The organism is Bradyrhizobium sp. Pha-3 (assembly GCF_042258615.1).
Taxonomy (GTDB): Bacteria; Pseudomonadota; Alphaproteobacteria; order Rhizobiales; family Xanthobacteraceae; genus Bradyrhizobium.
In genome coordinates this window covers 3617980-3633914 of sequence record NZ_CP170152.1, presented here as the reverse complement: position 1 = coordinate 3633914, position 15935 = coordinate 3617980, and the positions used below count along the sequence as shown (strand labels likewise).

The 15935-nt window shown below is 65.2% G+C and carries 12 protein-coding genes; 6 read left to right on the top strand and 6 right to left on the bottom strand.

Annotated features, from left to right (window positions below):
- Positions 1-14 precede the first annotated feature (14 nt).
- Positions 15-1718 (bottom strand): NAD-dependent malic enzyme, encoded by a 1704-nt coding sequence (locus ACE10Z_RS16960; protein ID WP_375788940.1) that lies wholly within the window; start codon positions 1716-1718, stop codon positions 15-17.
- A gap of 457 nt (positions 1719-2175) precedes the next feature.
- Here ACE10Z_RS16960 and ACE10Z_RS16955 point away from each other — a divergent pair, with 457 nt between their 5' ends.
- Complete coding sequence (locus ACE10Z_RS16955; RefSeq protein WP_198964751.1) at positions 2176-2331, top strand: hypothetical protein; 156 nt, start codon at positions 2176-2178, stop codon at positions 2329-2331.
- 87 nt (positions 2332-2418) lie between these two features.
- On the opposite strand, the gene ACE10Z_RS16950 is transcribed toward ACE10Z_RS16955, so the two are convergent.
- Positions 2419-3348 (bottom strand): aspartyl/asparaginyl beta-hydroxylase domain-containing protein, encoded by a 930-nt coding sequence (locus ACE10Z_RS16950; protein WP_375788939.1) that lies wholly within the window; start codon positions 3346-3348, stop codon positions 2419-2421.
- Positions 3349-3704: 356 nt separating this feature from the next.
- Here ACE10Z_RS16950 and ACE10Z_RS16945 point away from each other — a divergent pair, with 356 nt between their 5' ends.
- The 4 genes from ACE10Z_RS16945 to ACE10Z_RS16930 are packed head-to-tail and all read left to right on the top strand — an operon-like array spanning position 3705 to position 8221.
- A complete protein-coding gene (locus ACE10Z_RS16945; RefSeq protein ID WP_375788938.1) occupies positions 3705-4907 on the top strand; it encodes an ABC transporter substrate-binding protein in 1203 nt (400 codons plus the stop codon).
- Positions 4908-4917: 10 nt separating this feature from the next.
- Entirely contained in the window at positions 4918-6636 is a 1719-nt protein-coding gene (locus ACE10Z_RS16940) for an FAD-dependent oxidoreductase (protein WP_375788937.1), read from the top strand.
- The gene (locus ACE10Z_RS16935; RefSeq protein ID WP_375788936.1) at positions 6633-7397 is read left to right on the top strand and encodes an SDR family NAD(P)-dependent oxidoreductase; all 765 of its coding nucleotides are present in this window, start codon (positions 6633-6635) and stop codon (positions 7395-7397) included. The genes ACE10Z_RS16940 and ACE10Z_RS16935 overlap by 4 nt, the downstream gene beginning before the upstream one ends.
- Positions 7398-7426: 29 nt before the next feature.
- A complete protein-coding gene (locus ACE10Z_RS16930) occupies positions 7427-8221 on the top strand; it encodes an IclR family transcriptional regulator (RefSeq protein ID WP_375788935.1) in 795 nt (264 codons plus the stop codon).
- Between the two features lie 388 nt (positions 8222-8609).
- Here the strand turns inward: ACE10Z_RS16930 and ahcY are convergent, their stop codons facing one another.
- The 3 genes from ahcY to ACE10Z_RS16915 all read right to left on the bottom strand — a co-directional run bounded on the left by ahcY (position 8610) and on the right by ACE10Z_RS16915 (position 12775).
- Positions 8610-10037, bottom strand: coding sequence for an adenosylhomocysteinase (ahcY, locus tag ACE10Z_RS16925; protein ID WP_092115494.1), 1428 nt, complete (start codon positions 10035-10037; stop codon positions 8610-8612).
- A 125-nt stretch (positions 10038-10162) separates the two neighbouring features.
- Positions 10163-11359, bottom strand: a complete 1197-nt coding sequence (gene metK, locus ACE10Z_RS16920; RefSeq protein WP_223969238.1) for a methionine adenosyltransferase — start codon at positions 11357-11359, stop codon at positions 10163-10165.
- A 60-nt stretch (positions 11360-11419) separates the two neighbouring features.
- Positions 11420-12775 carry a hypothetical protein gene (locus ACE10Z_RS16915; protein WP_092115496.1) on the bottom strand — a complete coding sequence of 452 codons (1356 nt, stop codon included), beginning with the start codon at positions 12773-12775 and terminating at the stop codon, positions 11420-11422.
- A gap of 195 nt (positions 12776-12970) precedes the next feature.
- On the opposite strand from ACE10Z_RS16915, the gene ACE10Z_RS16910 reads away from it, so the two are divergent.
- A complete protein-coding gene (locus ACE10Z_RS16910) occupies positions 12971-14701 on the top strand; it encodes a caspase family protein (RefSeq protein WP_375788934.1) in 1731 nt (576 codons plus the stop codon).
- A 110-nt stretch (positions 14702-14811) separates the two neighbouring features.
- Here the strand turns inward: ACE10Z_RS16910 and ACE10Z_RS16905 are convergent, their stop codons facing one another.
- Positions 14812-15930, bottom strand: a complete 1119-nt coding sequence (locus tag ACE10Z_RS16905) for a cobalamin-independent methionine synthase II family protein (protein ID WP_375788933.1) — start codon at positions 15928-15930, stop codon at positions 14812-14814.
- Between the last annotated feature and the right edge of the window lie 5 nt (positions 15931-15935).

Here is a 15935-nt window from a genome sequence, read left to right as displayed (position 1 = left end):
ACCTGCATCCGCGATCAGGAAGCGCCTGCTCCCGTGCGCCGATACGGCACGTAGCGCGGAGTCCAGATCTTGGCCTGGATGCGCGCCTCGACCTGGTCGATCGGAATATCCGTGGCGAGCCCTTCCTTGTGCGCCTGCAGCGCGACCGGCAGCGCCACCGTCAGCGACACATCGCGCAGCGCGCTGACCGGCGGCAGCAGATTGTGCTTCGGGTTGTTGCGGGCCGGCGAGACGCTGGCCAGCGCCTTGGCGGCAGCCATGAACATCCCGTCGCTGACCCGGCTGGCACCGACCGCGAGCGCACCGACGCCGACGCCGGGGAAGATGTAGGAGTTGTTGGTCTGGTCGACCTTGAAGCGCGCGCCGTCGCGCGTGATCGGCGGGAACGGGCTGCCGACGCCGATCAGCGCCCGCCCCTCGGTCCAGGCTTCGATATCGGAAGGCGTCGCCTCCTCGCGCGAGGTCGGATTGGACAGCGGGAAGATCACCGGCCGCTGGTTGCACTCGGCCATCGCGCGGACGATCGGTTCGGAGAACGCGCCGGCCTGGCCGGAGACGCCGATCAGCACGGTCGGCCTGGCGTTGCGCACGACGTCGAGCAGCGCGATCTTGTCGGGATGGCTGAGCTGCCAGCCTGCGATCGCCTGCTTGCCCTGGACGAAGGGCAGCTGGAACGGGGCGAGCCCGCTCATGCCCTCGAGCAGCAGCCCGTCGCGATCGACCATGAAGAAGCGCTTCGCCGCCTCGCTCTCGGACATGCCGGCATCGATCATCGCAGCACGGATCAGGCTGGCGATGCCGCAGCCGGCGGAGCCCGCGCCGAATACCGCGACACGCTGCTCGGTCAGCGGCACGCCGGTGACGTTGATGGCCGAGAGTAAGGCGCCGGTCGCGACCGCCGCGGTGCCCTGAATGTCGTCGTTGAAGGTCAGGAGCCGGTCGCGATAGCGCTCGAGCATGCGCGTCGCGTTGTTCTTGGCAAAATCCTCCCATTGCAGCAGGACGCGCGGCCAGCGCTTCACCACCGCCGAGACGAACGCCTCGATGAAGTCGTCATACGCCTGGCCGCGGACGCGCTCGTTGCGCCAGCCGATATAGAGCGGATCGGCCAGGCAGTCGGGATTGTCGGTGCCGACGTCGAGCATGATCGGCAAGGTCGTCGCAGGATGCAGGCCGCCGCAGCCGGTGTAGAGCGCGAGCTTGCCGATCGGGATGCCCATGCCGCCGGCGCCCTGGTCGCCGAGGCCGAGGATGCGCTCGCCATCGGTCACCACGATCGCTTCGACGTGATCGAAGCGCGGATGGGCGAAGATGCGGTCGATCCGGTGCTGGTGCGGAATGCTGAGGAACAGCCCGCGCGGCTTGCGAAACAGCCGACTGAATTTCTGGCAGCCCTCGCCGACCGTCGGCGTGTAGACGATCGGCAACAGCTCTTCCAGATTGCCGACCAGGAGCGCGTAGAACAGCGTCTCGTTGGTGTCCTGCAGTTCGCGCAGAAAGGCATAGCGCTCGATGTCAGTCTCGTAGCCGCGCAGCGCCTCGAGGCGGCGGGAGACCTGCTCGTCCAGCGTCAGGATATTGGGCGGCAGCAGGCCGTGCAGGTCGAACGCCTCGCGCTCGGCCTCGGAGAACGCCGTGCCCTTGTTCAACTGCGGATCAGCCAACAGCTCGTAGCCGCTCAGCGCGGTAGTGGCGAAAGCTCCTGTAGACTCCGACATGACAAGGTCCCCTCGATGCGAAATGCCTGATGCGACCCTATCACGCCCGTGTAACGGATCGGAGCGCGAAGGCACCGCGCCGCGCAAAGTTGAACGGCGCCGACGTCGCGGCTGGCGAGATGGACCTCGTAGAAGAGTGCATCAGCCCGGTGGAGTTTCAGCGGCCATCAGCGCTCGTCCGGATTGAGGCAACGCGCTTCCGCTGCGCCTCCGGACAGACATCAACATACCTTGGTATGGCCTCTCTGATTCCTTGTGATGCCCTGTACTTACCCTCGTACAGTTGAGCGATGGCGGGCGACTTTTATACTCGCGGCCACTCCAACGGGCGACCAATGACAGCGGGCGCAAATTGTGTTCCGAAATCCGTGATCGGGATCACTGCTCCGGGGAGAAAAGCGCAGCACTATCACGGGAAGCAAGTGCCGACTGGAACGCAGGTTCGAGGAACACTCACATGATCGTCAACATTCAGAAGCTGAACGGCCTCTGGCACCTCATCGTCGGGTCGTGCACGATCCGGACTCCGTTCCTGGAGACCCAGAACCGGGAGTGGGTCGTCGCCTATGCCCGGCGGGTCTACCCTGGCGCGAAGGTTTTCGAACGCGACTGATGCGGTTGCGCCCCACAACTCACGCCCAGACAAAAAGCCCCGGTTCGCTCCGGGGCTTTTGCGTTCAACGCGGCGCGGCCGCTGCCATCACCGCAGCGCCGACACCACGATCAGGCCGAGGATCAGCGCGGTCACGGAATATTTGAGCGTGTAGTACACGTTCCGGTTCCACTCCTTGACCTTGCGGCTGGCGAGATGGATCTCGTAGAGCTTGCCGAACACCTTGTTCAGCGCGCCGACATGCTCGCCATCGACGTTCTGGGTCGCCGACGCCTTGACGATGTTGTGGCTGACCCAGCGATTGATGCGGGTCATGAAGCCGTACTTCATCGGGCGCTCGACGTCGCAGAACAGGATGATCCGGTTGACGTCGGTCTTGTTCTCGGCGCTGTGGATGAAGGTCTCGTCGAACATGAAGGCTTCGCCGTCACGCCAGACGCACTCGACGCCGTCGACCAGGATGCGGCACGCGTTCGAGTTCGGCGTCACGAGGCCAAGGTGATAGCGCAGCGAGCCGGCGAAGGGATCGCGATGCGCCCCGAGCTTGCCGCCGGGCGGCAGCACCGCAAACATCGCGCCGTGCACGTTCGGGATCGAATTCAGCAGCTCCACCGTCTTCGGGCACAGCGTGCGCGCCGACGGCAGGAAGTCGTCGTACCATTTCAGATAGAACCGCTTCCAGCCGCTCTTGAAGAACGAATAGAAGCCCCAATCGTTGTTCTTGGCGGCGGCGCGGATGAAGCCCTCGTCGAACAGACGCGTGGCTTCATCGCGGATCGTCTCCCAATTGTCGGAGAGCTTCTTGAGCTCGGGAAACTGCTCGACCGGAATCACCGGCGTGTTGGGCACGGCGGAGCCCGCATACATCAGCACATTGTAGGGCGCGAGGTAGGTCGAGTGATCGCCGAGTTGGCGGGCGAAGCGCAGGCGGTGCTTGCCGCGGAAGTGAACGTAGAGTGTGGAGGCCACCAGCACGTAAAGGATGACGAGCTGCGGCGCAAAGAGTTGTCTCAACATGGTCCGTCTATGATCGCAGCTCGCCGATGCTTTCCTTGCACCGCCCCGTAGCAGCCGAGACCCTTGATGGGCGGCTTAGCCCCGGGCGGCGAAACGCAACGCCGTCCGCGAAAATTCCCCTGTTTCATAGTGACTTGGCACCGCCGCTGAATTCTGGCGCAAGCCGGAATCCCGCCACGGTGCCATCCCGGATGAGCCATGTAAGCGTACGCTCACCAAATGTGAAGCACCCGCCTTATTCGAGGAAGAACCGTGTGGCAAAAATACCACACACATAATTCGCCATTGACAAACTAATTAGATGATTACTAATCGTGAGACGCTCCGCCCGAGAATGCGGACATCCAGAGGGAGGAATGATGAGACATTTTTTGGCGGCAGCCATTCTCGCGGCGATGACCACGGCCGCTCACGCGCAGGTTTCCGATGACGTCGTGCGCATCGGGGTGCTGACCGACCTGTCGAGCTGGGGGCGCGACAATTCCGGCCCTGGCTCGGTCGAGGCGGCCAAGATGGCGGTCGAGGAATTCGGACCCACCGTGCTCGGCAAGCCGATCGAGATCATCTCGGCCGACCACCAGATGAAGACCGATGTCGGCGTCCAGATCGTGCGCGGCTGGTTCGACAACGGCAAGGTCGACGCGGTCGTCGACATTCCAAACTCCGGCATTGCGATCGCTGTGCACAACATGGTGCGCGAGCGCAACAAGATCGCGCTGCTGTCCGGTCCCGGCGCAAGCTCGCTGACGGATGAACTGTGCAGCCCCAACACCGTGCACTTCACCTACGACACCTACGCGCTGTCGAAGGTCACGGCCTCGGCGGTGATCGCGGAGGGCGGCAAGTCCTGGTACTTCATCACCGCGGACTATGCTTTCGGCCAGCAGCTCGAGAAGGATGCGACGCGCTTCATCAACGAGATGGGCGGCAAGGTGCTCGGCAGCGTGCGGCATCCGACCAACACCGCCGACTTCTCCTCGTTCGCGCTCCAGGCGCAGAGCTCGAAGGCCGATGTGGTGGCGTTCGCCAATGCCGGCCAGGACACCGACAATTCGATCAAGCAGTCCGGCGAGTTCGGCCTCGTGCAGGGCGGCCAGAAGCTGGTCGGCCTTCTGATGTTCGATACCGACGTGCACGCGATCGGGCTCAACGCCGCGCAAGGCACCTACATGACGACGGCGTCGTATTGGAACATGGACGAGAAGACCCGCGCCTGGTCGAAGAAATTCTACGCCCGCACCAACGTGATGCCGACCATGATCCAGACCGGCGTCTACGGCTCGGTGCTGCACTATCTCAAGGCGATCCAGGCCGCCGGCACCGATGATCCGAAAGCGGTGATGGCCAAGATGCGCGAGCTGCCGATCGAGGACACCTTCGTGCACGGCGGCAAGCTGCGCGAGGACGGCCGCGTCATCCGCGACATGTATCTGGCGAAGGTGAAGAAGCCGTCGGAATCCAAGGAGCCGTGGGACTATCTCGACATCATCAAGACGGTGAAGGGCGAGGACGCCTTCCGTCCGGTCTCCGAGTCCAAATGCCCGCTGCTCAAGAAATAGGATCGATCGCGTGGCCAACGAAGAAACCTATCAATGCGACGCGCTCGTCGTCGGCTCCGGCTGTGCCGGGCTGTCGGCGGCGGTCACCGCCGGCCATCACGGCCTGAAAGTCCTGGTTGTCGAGAAGGAGCCGCGCTTCGGCGGCACCACCGCGCGCTCCGGCGGCTGGCTGTGGATTCCCGGCACCTCGCTGGCCAAGGCCTGGGGCATCGAGGAGAGCCCCGATCAGGCCAAAACCTATCTGCGCCATGAAGCCGGCAACAGCTTTGATGCCGCGCGCGTCGATGCGTTCCTGACCGAAGGTCCGAAGGCGGTCGACTTCTTCACCACGATGACCGCGGTTCGCTTCGACATGCCGCTGACCTTCCCCGACTATCACGCGGAAGCGCCCGGCGGCGCGCAGGGCGGCCGTTCGATGGTGACGCGGCCGTTCGACGGCCACGAGCTGGGCGATGCCATCAAGGATCTCGGCAGCCCCCTGCCCGAGCTCACCGTGTTCGGCATGATGCTGGGCTCCGGCAAGGAGATCGTCCACTTCATGCGCGCGACGCGGTCGCTGACCTCGGCGGCCTATGTCGCCAAGCGGCTGTCGAAGCATGCGATCGACGTGATGCGCAACGGCCGCGGCATGACGCTGACCAACGGCAATGCGCTGGCCGGCCGGCTGGCGAAATCCGCCTTCGACCTGAAGATCCCGCTCTGGCTCAACTCGCCGGTGCGCGAACTGATCGTCGAGAACGGCGTGGTGCGCGGCGCGGCGATCGCGCGCGAAGGCCGCACCATCCGCGTCAACGCGACGCGTGGCGTCGTGCTCGCCTGCGGCGGCTTCCCGCACGACGTCGCGCGGCGGCGGCAGATGTTTCCGCATGCGCCGACCGGAAAAGAGCATTATTCGCCGGGCCCTGTCGGCAACACCGGCGACGGTCTGCGGCTTGCCGAATCGGCCGGCGGCCGTGTCGAGGACTCGCTGCCGAATGCCGCGGCCTGGGTGCCGGTCTCGGTCACCACGCGCAAGGACGGCTCGAAGGGCGTGATGCCGCATTTCATCGATCGCGCCAAGCCCGGCGTGATCGCGGTGATGCGCGACGGCAAGCGCTTTGCCAATGAAGGCAATTCCTACCACGACTTCGTGCAGGAGATGATCAAGGCGGCGAAGCCCGGCGAGGAGATCGCGGCGTACCTGCTTTGCGATCACGAAACGCTGCGCAAATACGGCCTCGGCTGCGTGCCGCCGCGCCCGATGCCGCTCGGCCATCATCTGAAGACCGGCTATCTCAAGCGCGGCGCGACGCTGTCCGAGCTTGCCGCGCAGGCCGGCATCGATGCGAAAGCGCTCGAGGCGACGGTTGCGGCGTTCAACGCAACCGCGGCAGAAGGCCGCGATCCCGCCTTCGGCAAGGGCTCGCGCGCCTATAACCGCTATCAGGGCGACGCGCTGCACGGCCCCAATCCGTGCATCGCGCCGATCCAGCATGGGCCGTTCTACGCCATCAAGATGGTGGTCGGCGATCTCGGCACCTATGCCGGCATCCGCACCGACGCCAATGCCCGCGCGCTCGACGCCGACGGCCAGCCGATTGCCGGCCTCTATGCGGCCGGCAACGACATGGCGAGCATCATGGGCGGCAACTATCCCGGCGCCGGCATCACGCTCGGGCCCGCGCTGACCTTCGGCTACATCGCGGGCAAGCACATCGCCGGCGCACCGGCAGAAAGCACCGCGGCATGAGCGCGATGGCGACCCTGCTCGCAGGCAAGCGCGCGCTGGTGACCGGCGCCGCGCACGGCAACGGACGCGCCATCGCGCTCGGCCTCGCGTCGCATGGCGCCGACGTCGTGGTCGCCGACATCGATCTCGCCGGTGCCGAGCTGACCGCGGCCGACATTCGCCGGCGCGGCCGCGCCGCCTGGCCGTTCGAACTCGACGTGACCGATGCCGGGGCCTGCGCCACCGTGGCGCAGAGTGTGGCGCGCGAGGTCGGGCCGATCGCGATCCTGGTCAACAATGCCGGCATCATCATCCGTGAGGGCATCTCTTCGCCCCGTGCGCAGGAGAATTGGCGGCGGGTGCTCGACGTCAACCTGACCGGCACGTTCAACGTCACCCACGCATTCCTGCCGGCGCTGCGCGAGACGCGCGGCACGATCATCAATCTCGGCTCGATCGCTTCCTTCCTCGGCGTTGCCGATACGCTGGGCTACGCGCCGTCCAAGGGCGGCGTGAAGCTGTTGACCCAGGCCCTTGCCCGCGAGCTTGCCGCCGACGGCATTCGCGTCAATGCGATCGCGCCCGGCGTGATCGAGACGGCGATGACCGAGGCGACCCGCAACGACCCTGCCCGGCTCGCCGGCTTTCTGGGCCGTACGCCGCTCGGCCGCGTCGGACAGCCGGAGGAGCTGGTCGGTCCGGTGGTGTTCCTGGCGTCGGAGCTGGCTTCTTATGTGAACGGCGTGACCATGCCGGTCGACGGAGGGTTTCTCGCCGTATAAGCAAATTGTCGAAGGACTGACAGGGCGACATGACGAGAGAAAGCCGCGGCATACAGTCGATCGAGGTCGGCGGAGAATTGCTCCGCGCGCTCGCCCGCAGTGGCGAACCAATGATGCTGCGCGATCTCGCCCGCGAGGCCGGCATGCCGCCGGCCAAGGCGCATCCCTATCTCGTGAGTTTTTCCCGCATCGGCCTGATCGAGCAGGACGAGACCACCGGCCGTTACGAGATCGGGGCGCTGGCGCTCGAACTCGGGCTGATCAGCCTGCGCCGGCAGTCTGCGGTGCGGATCGCGACGCCGCGGATCGCCGCGCTCGCCGACAGCATCAATCATGCGGTGTCGCTGTCGGTCTGGGGCACGCACGGCGCGACCGTGGTGCGGCTCGAGGAGCCGAGCCATCCCGTGCATATCGCGATGCGCGTCGGATCAGTGGTAGCATTGCTCGAGACCGCGACCGGCCGCGCCTTCGCCGCCTTCATGCCGCCGAACGCCGTCAAGACGGCGCTGGAGAGCGGCCTCGACCGCCTCGGCGTCGGCTACAATCCGAAACGCGAGACCATCAACGCGAAGACCATGGAGATGCTTGCCGAGGTTCAGAGCCGCGGGCTCGCGCGCGCGATCGGCGATCCCCTCCCCGGCGTCAACGCCTTCGCCGCGCCGGTGTTCGATCATGCAGGCCACGTCGCGCTGGTCATCACCGCGATGGGACCGGAAGGCACCTTCGACGCCAGCTGGGACAGCGCGATCGCAGCCGCGCTGCGCAGCTGTGCAAGCGACGTCTCGCGGCAGCTCGGGCACGGCACGGTGCGGGCACCGGGGTGATGCTCCAGCTTTTCCGCCGTCATTCCCCGGTGCGAATGCGAAGCTGCGTCCCAGCCCACACCTGTCATCGCCCGGGCGATGACACCGAGATGAAGTACGCAATGACCGTGCATCGCATCGCGCGTGAACCATCTTCATCGTCGTCCTGGCGAAAGCCAGGACCCATAACCACAAATGGCAGTTGTTGCGCGACGCTGGGGCCGCAGCCCTCTTCAGCAACACAACCCTGTGGTTATGGGTCCCTGCTTTCGCAGGGACGACGACAGTGGACTTGGCGAGGTCACCGTATTCCGCGAGGACGACAGCCAATCTGTCACCCACGCCACCCCAGCAAAAAGCCCCGGACGATGCCGGGGCTCTTCACGTGATCGATGGCTGCGAGCGCAGATCAGTAGCGGTAGTGATCCGACTTGTACGGACCTTCCTGCTTGACGCCGATGTAGTCGGCCTGGTCCTTGCGCAGCTCGGTCAGCTTGACGCCGATCTTGGCGAGGTGCAGGCGCGCGACCTTCTCGTCGAGCGTCTTCGGCAGCACGTAGACCTTCTTGGCGTACTTGCCGTCCTTGTTGTTGGCGAACAGCTCGATCTGCGCCAGCGTCTGGTTGGTGAACGACGCCGACATCACGAAGGACGGGTGGCCCATCGCATTGCCGAGGTTAACCAGGCGTCCTTCCGACAGCATGATGATGCGGTGCTTGTCGGGGAATTCGATCTCGTCGACCTGCGGCTTGATGTTGGTCCACTTCAGATTGCGCAGCGAAGCGATCTGGATCTCGTTGTCGAAGTGACCGATGTTGCAGACGATGGCGCGATCCTTCATCGCGCGCATGTGCTCGATGGTGATGATGTCCTTGTTGCCGGTGGCGGTGACGAAGATGTCGGCGCGCGGCGCGGCGTCTTCCATGGTCACGACCTCATAGCCTTCCATCGCCGCCTGCAGCGCGCAGATCGGATCGACTTCGGAGACCATGACGCGGCAGCCGGCCTGGCGCAGCGAGGCGGCCGAGCCCTTGCCGACGTCGCCGAAGCCCGCGACCATCGCCACCTTGCCCGACAGCATCACGTCGGTGCCGCGGCGGATGCCGTCGACCAGCGATTCGCGACAGCCATAGAGGTTGTCGAACTTCGACTTGGTGACGCTGTCGTTGACGTTGATCGCCGGGAACAACAGCGTGCCCTTGTTGGCCATCTCGTAGAGACGATGCACGCCCGTGGTGGTCTCTTCCGAGACGCCCTGGATGTTCTTGGCGATCTCGGCGAAGTAGCCCTTCGGCTTCTCCTTCAGCAGGCGCTTGACCAGCGCGTAGAAGATCTCTTCCTCCTCGGAGGTCGGCTTGTCGAGGAAGGCGGTGTCGCCCTGCTCGGCCCGGTAGCCGGCATGCACCAGCATGGTGGCGTCGCCGCCGTCATCGAGGATCATGTTGGGCGTGCCGCCGCCATGCCAGTCGAACAGCTTGGCGGTGTAGTCCCAATACTCGGTCAGCGTCTCGCCCTTCACGGCGAACACCGGAATGCCGGCGGCGGCGATCGCGGCGGCGGCGTGATCCTGCGTCGAATAGATGTTGCAGGAGACCCAGCGGATGTCGGCGCCGAGCGCAGCCAGCGTCTCGATCAGCACGGCGGTCTGGATCGTCATGTGCAGCGAGCCCGCGATGCGCGCGCCCTTCAGCGGCTGCTTGGGGCCGAACTCCTCGCGGGTGGCCATCAGGCCGGGCATCTCGGTCTCGGCCAGCGAGATCTCCTTGCGGCCGAAATCGGCGAGCGCAATGTCCTTGACGATGTAGTCGGTGAAGCCGGGCTTCGTGGGGGCGTTCATTTGAGCGTCCTGTTGTTGAACTGGTCATTCCGGGCGCCGCGCAGCGGCGAACCCGGAATCTCGATGGGATGAAGGAAAGTCTCCAGTTCGCTCGCAGTCGCGAGCGTCCCGGAATGTCGCAAGCGTCAGAGCGCGCGCTTCAGCGGCTCGACGAGATCGGTCTTCTCCCAGGAGAAGCCGCCCTCATTGTCCGGCGTGCGGCCGAAATGGCCGTAGGCCGACGTGCGCGCGTAGATCGGGCGGTTGAGATCGAGATGGGTGCGGATGCCGCGCGGCGTCAGATCCATCGCCTTGGCTGCCGCCTTCTCGAGCTCGTCCTCCGACACCTTACCGGTGCCGTGGGTGTCGATGTAGATCGACAGCGGACGCGCCACGCCGATCGCGTAGGCGAGCTGCAGGGTGCAGCGATCGGCGAGACCGGCCGCGACGATGTTCTTGGCGACGTAGCGCGCGGCGTATGCGGCCGAACGGTCGACCTTGGTCGGATCCTTGCCGGAGAACGCGCCGCCGCCATGCGGAGCCGCGCCGCCGTAGGTGTCGACGATGATCTTGCGGCCGGTCAGGCCGGAGTCGCCATCGGGACCGCCGATGAAGAACTTGCCGGTCGGATTGATGTGCCAGATCGTCTTGCCGTTGATCCACTCCTTCGGCAGCGCCTCGCGCACATACGGCTCGACGATGTCGCGGATCTGGCTGGACGAGAGGTCCTCGACCAGATGCTGATGCGACACCACGATCTCGCGAACGCCGACCGGCTTGCCGTTCTCGTACTGCACGGTGACCTGGCTCTTGGAGTCCGGACCGAGCACCTTCTCCTTGCCGGAGTGACGCGCTTCGGAGATCAGGCGCAGGATCTTGTGGGCGTAGAAGATCGGCGCCGGCATCAGGTCCGGCGTCTCGTTGGTGGCGTAACCGAACATGATGCCCTGGTCGCCGGCACCCTCTTCCTTGACTTCGCCCGGCTGCAGCGCGTCGACGCCCTGCGCGATATCGGCCGACTGCGGATGCAGCAGGATCTCGATGTCGCAGGTGTTCCAGTGGAAGCCGTCCTGCTCGTAGCCGATGTCCTTGATCGCAGAGCGAACCACGCCCTCGATCTGCTCGTTGGTGACCGAAGCCGGCCCGCGGGTTTCGCCGGCGATCACCACCTTGTTGGTGGTCGCGAGCGTTTCGCACGCCGCACGGATCTGCCACGGGTCGATGCCCGCCTTCGGCCCCTCGCGATAGAACAGATCGACGATCTCATCCGAGATGCGATCGCAGACCTTGTCCGGATGGCCTTCCGAGACCGACTCGCTGGTGAAGAGATAAGACGCGCGCATCAAGCAAACCCCTTGTTTCGTCGAAGTCCGACGTTGGTTGGTGAATATGTCCCCGGAATGTCAGTCTCGTCGCCGCGAGATGACGTAGGATTCGTCGTAGAACCACAGCCCGTTGTGTTTACGGAGAACCTCGCGTGTGGCCTCGAGAGCTCGTCCGTTTTCGGTCGTTTCGGTCAACCGCTCATCTTCGATCTGCGCGACATACACGGCTGCGTTCCACGCGGCGAAGGCGGTCGAGGTTCCGATCGAGCCGGTCACCTCATTAGGCAGCGCTTCCATATCATATCGGAAGATCGAACGGTTATCGGCGTAGGCGTTGAAATTCAGCTCGCGGCCGGCCGAGCCCAACTCGTATTTCACCGCGCGCAGTATCTCATGACGGCTGACGGCGAAAGGATTTTCTCCGGGCCAGACGGCTTGAATGATCTCAAGTCCGGGATCGCTCCCGTGGGAGTGGATTCCTATCAGCCGCCCGCCGCCGCGCAGCGCACGGGCCAGCGGCGCGATGATCCGCTTGGCGCGGAAATTCACCGAGGATTTGGCGCGATAGGGCTGCGAGGCGATAACCAGGTCGAAATTGGCCTCGGTCCGGCCGGCGCGGGGAATGATGGAATCGAGCAGGAACCGGTGATCGTCGCGGTACAGCACCAGCGCCACCGGCCGCTCATAGATCGGCATCGCATTGCCGGGGCTGAGGTTGGCTCGCCAGTTCTGCTCCAGGAACGGACCGAGTTCCGCGATCTGGGTCTCGAATTCACCCGAGGACGCGCCGCGGAGGGCCACCTCGTGCCAGATCATGCTGGCGGCCGCCGCGGAGTTCTTGGGCGTCAGCCAGGGCGCCTCGGCGTAATACATGTTCGTGAAGACGAAGACGCTCGCCGGATGCTCGAACAGGCGGTCGGGCACCTTGTCGAGGGTCAGGCGGACGTCCTCAAGGCTCAGTTCCTTGCCGGCGACATAGAACGGCATATGTGGGAAGCGGCCATGCATGGCACGCAGGACCCGCGCCAGCACCGTGCCGTCGCCCATCCCGGCATCGAACACCCGCAGCGCCGGCGGCCGCGGGTGGATCGCGGCCAGTTCCAGCGCCACCCGGTCGGCGATCACCCGCTTCTCGCTGCAGGTGTGCACGAACAGCAAATAGCGCTGGCGGTTCTCGAAAAAGCGGAAATTGCCCCTCGGATCGCGCTTTTCCGGCGGCACAACGAGGCCGCGCGGCGGCGCGACGCCGCCCGGCGTCGACGTCGCAATGAAGGCATTGATGCGGTCGAGCGTATCGATGGTGATGCGCTTGCCCTCGCGCAGCCGGTGCACCAGCTTGCCGTCGTTGACGGCACGGCGGCCGAACGTCGTCTCCGCCATGTCGGAGTGACGGCAGAAATCCGTGATCTGACTGAGGATTTCGTCGTTCTTCATGGTGCCTGGAGTTGGCAGCGGCCAGTGGGACAAAAGTGGGCAGAGATAGTGTGCGGCGAGATCTTATCACTATTTTCCCACCTGTTGAACCCCCCTCCACGGCCAATCACCAAACAGTCATGCAGTTTCTTGGATAGCCTCTTGGACCGCCTCGCCGCCGCCGACCACCGCGACGGCCCTACCCCTGGATGACCGATGCGCCGCCTGCTCCTGATCCCCTGTCTGCTCGCGGCCATCCTGTGGTCGGCGCCCTGCTTCGGCCAGGCGCGCTCCCAGCTCGGCCCACTCTGCACGACCGACACCACGCCGGCCGACCAGATGATCGACGCCTGCACCAAGATCATCGCATTGAAGGTGTTTTCCGGCGAGAAGCTCGCGACGATCTATTTCTGGCGCGCGGTGGGCTGGAACAAGAAAGGCAACTACGCGCAGGTGATCGCTGACGCCACCGAGGCGCTGCGTCTGAAGCCGAGCACCGCCGTCTACAATCTGCGCGGCTCGGCCTATTACGACAAGGGCGAGTACGACATCGCGATTGCCGACTTCAACGACGCGTTGCGCATGGGGCCGCCGAGCGGCATCATCTATCACAACCGCGGCAATGCCTATCGCGGCAGGGGCGATTACGCCAAGGCGATCGCGGACTACGACGCCGCGATCAAGGCGGGCCCGAAGTCGGCGTTCTCCTATCAGAACCGCGGCGCATCGAAGCAGGCGCTCGGCGATCTCGACGGCGCGCTCGCCGACATCAACGAGGCGGTCAGGATCGATCCGTCGCTGCCGCAGCCGCTGATCAGCCGCGCCGTGATCTGGCGCGCCAAGGGCGACATCGCGCGCGCGATTGCGGATACGACGGAAGCGATCCGGCTCGCGAAGGCGAAGGCGCCCGCCAACATCATGACGCCGCCCGGCAGCGTGCTGATCTCGGCCTACACCCAGCGCGGCCTCGCCTATGAGGCCAAGGGCGATGCAGCGCACGCCAAGGAGGACTACGCCTCGGTGCTCGAGGGCCAGGCATCCGACGCCGGCAGCAAGGCCAACCAGGCCACCGCCAAGGTGCGGCTCGCGCTGCTGAAGGAAGCCGACGCAGCGCCGCGCAAGACCGCGGCGGCGCCTGCCGCCGAGAGCAGCCCTGCGCCCGCACCGCCGGCGCCTGCGTCAGCAGCTCCGGCCGCACCCGCGGCACGCGTGCAGGCCGCAGCAACCGGCCGGCGCGTCGCGCTGGTGATCGGAAATGGCGCCTATGCGCATGTGAAGGCGCTGCCCAATCCACCCAACGACGCGCGCGCCATCGCCAAGAGCCTGCGGGACATCGGCTTCACCGTCTCCGAGGGACTCGATCTCGATCGCGACGCGATGCAGACGACGATCCATGACTTCCTGCGCGAGGCGGCGCGGTCGCAGATCGCCGTGGTCTACTACGCCGGTCATGGCGTGCAGGTCGACGGCCGCAACTACCTCGTGCCGGTCGATATCGAGTTCAAGGCGGGCACGCGCATGACCGACGCGATGGTCGACATGGACACCATCATGGCCGGCCTCGACGACCAGATCCGCACCAACATTTTGATCCTCGATGCCTGCCGCAACAATCCGATGGCGCCGCAGGTGGCATCCACAGGCCCGAGCCGCGGCATCGAGACCGGCTCCGGCCTTGCCGCACCGGCTTCGCTCGGATCAGGCTCGACGCTCGGCGCCGGCACGCTGATCGCGTTCGCGACCGCGCCGGGCCAGGTCGCGCTCGACGGCGAAGGCGCCAACAGCCCATTCTCCGCGGCGTTGTCGCGCCATGTCGGCACGCCCGGCCTCGAAGTGCAGCAGATGCTGACGCGGGTCCGCGCCGAGGTCGTCGCCGCGACCAAGGGCAAGCAGGTGCCGTGGTCGAACTCCTCGCTGCTCGGCGAGGTCTATCTGGCGGAGCAGTGAAGAGGCCCCCTCACCCGTCATTGCGAGGAGCGAAGCGACGAAGCAATCCATTCTGTCCTCGCGGGGACGTGGATTGCTTCGCTTCGCTCGCAATGACGAAACAGCTAAGCCTATTTCCCCCACACCTCGTTCGCGACCTCGACCGCGAGCCGCAGCTTGGCCCACTGCTCTTCCTCGGAGAGGATGTTGCCCTCCTCGGTCGAAGCAAAGCCGCATTGCGGCGACACCGCGAGCTGCTCGATCGGAGCGAACTTCGATGCCTCTTCCAGCCGCCGCTTGATGTCGTCCTTCTTCTCGAGCTCGCCGAACTTCGAGGTGATGACGCCGACCACCACGACCTTGTTGCCCTTGGGCAGGAAGCGGAGCGGCTCGAAGCCGCCGGCACGATCGGAATCATATTCGAGGAAGTAGCCGTCGTAATTGGTACCGGCCAGCATGGTCTCGGCGACCGGCTCGTAGCCGCCGGAGGAAATCCAGGTCGAACGGAAATTGCCGCGGCAGACATGCGTCGTGATCACCATGTCGGACGGACGATCGGCGATCGCGTAATTGATGACGCGCGCGTAGATCTCCTGCAACCCATCCGGATTGTCGCCGCGGTCGCGCGACTTCTGCAATTCCTCCGGCGAGCACAGATAGGCCCACACCGTGTCGTCGAATTGCAGGTAGCGGCAACCGGCGTCGTAGAACGCCTTCACCGCCTTGCGATAGGTCTTGCCGAGGTCCTGGTAGAACTCCTCGAGATCGGGATAGACCTCCTTCGAGATCAGCTTGCGGCCGCCGCGGAAGTGCAGCACCGCCGGCGACGGGATCGTCATCTTCGGGGTGACATGCGCCTGGTCCGCGTACTTCTTCAGGAACCTGAAGTGATCGAGCATCGGGTGATGATCGGAAAAGTCGAGCTTGCCGATCACGCGGATGGCGTCGTGCCGGGTCTGCACGCCCGCGAACTGGATGCCCATGTCGGGGTGGAACAGCTCGCAGCCGGTCAGGTGGCTGAGGAAGTCGAAGTGCCACCAGGAGCGGCGGAACTCACCGTCGGTCGCAAGCTTGAGGCCGACCGAGGCCTGCTTGTGCACGACCTTCTCGATCTCCATGTCCTCGATCTTGCGCAGCTCGTCGGCCGAGATCTCGCCCTTCTCGAGTCTGGCGCGCGCTTCCTTGATCTTCGGCGGACGCAACAGGCTGCCGACCTCGTCGGCGCGGAACGGTGGCTTGGTTCGCTGCATGGTGA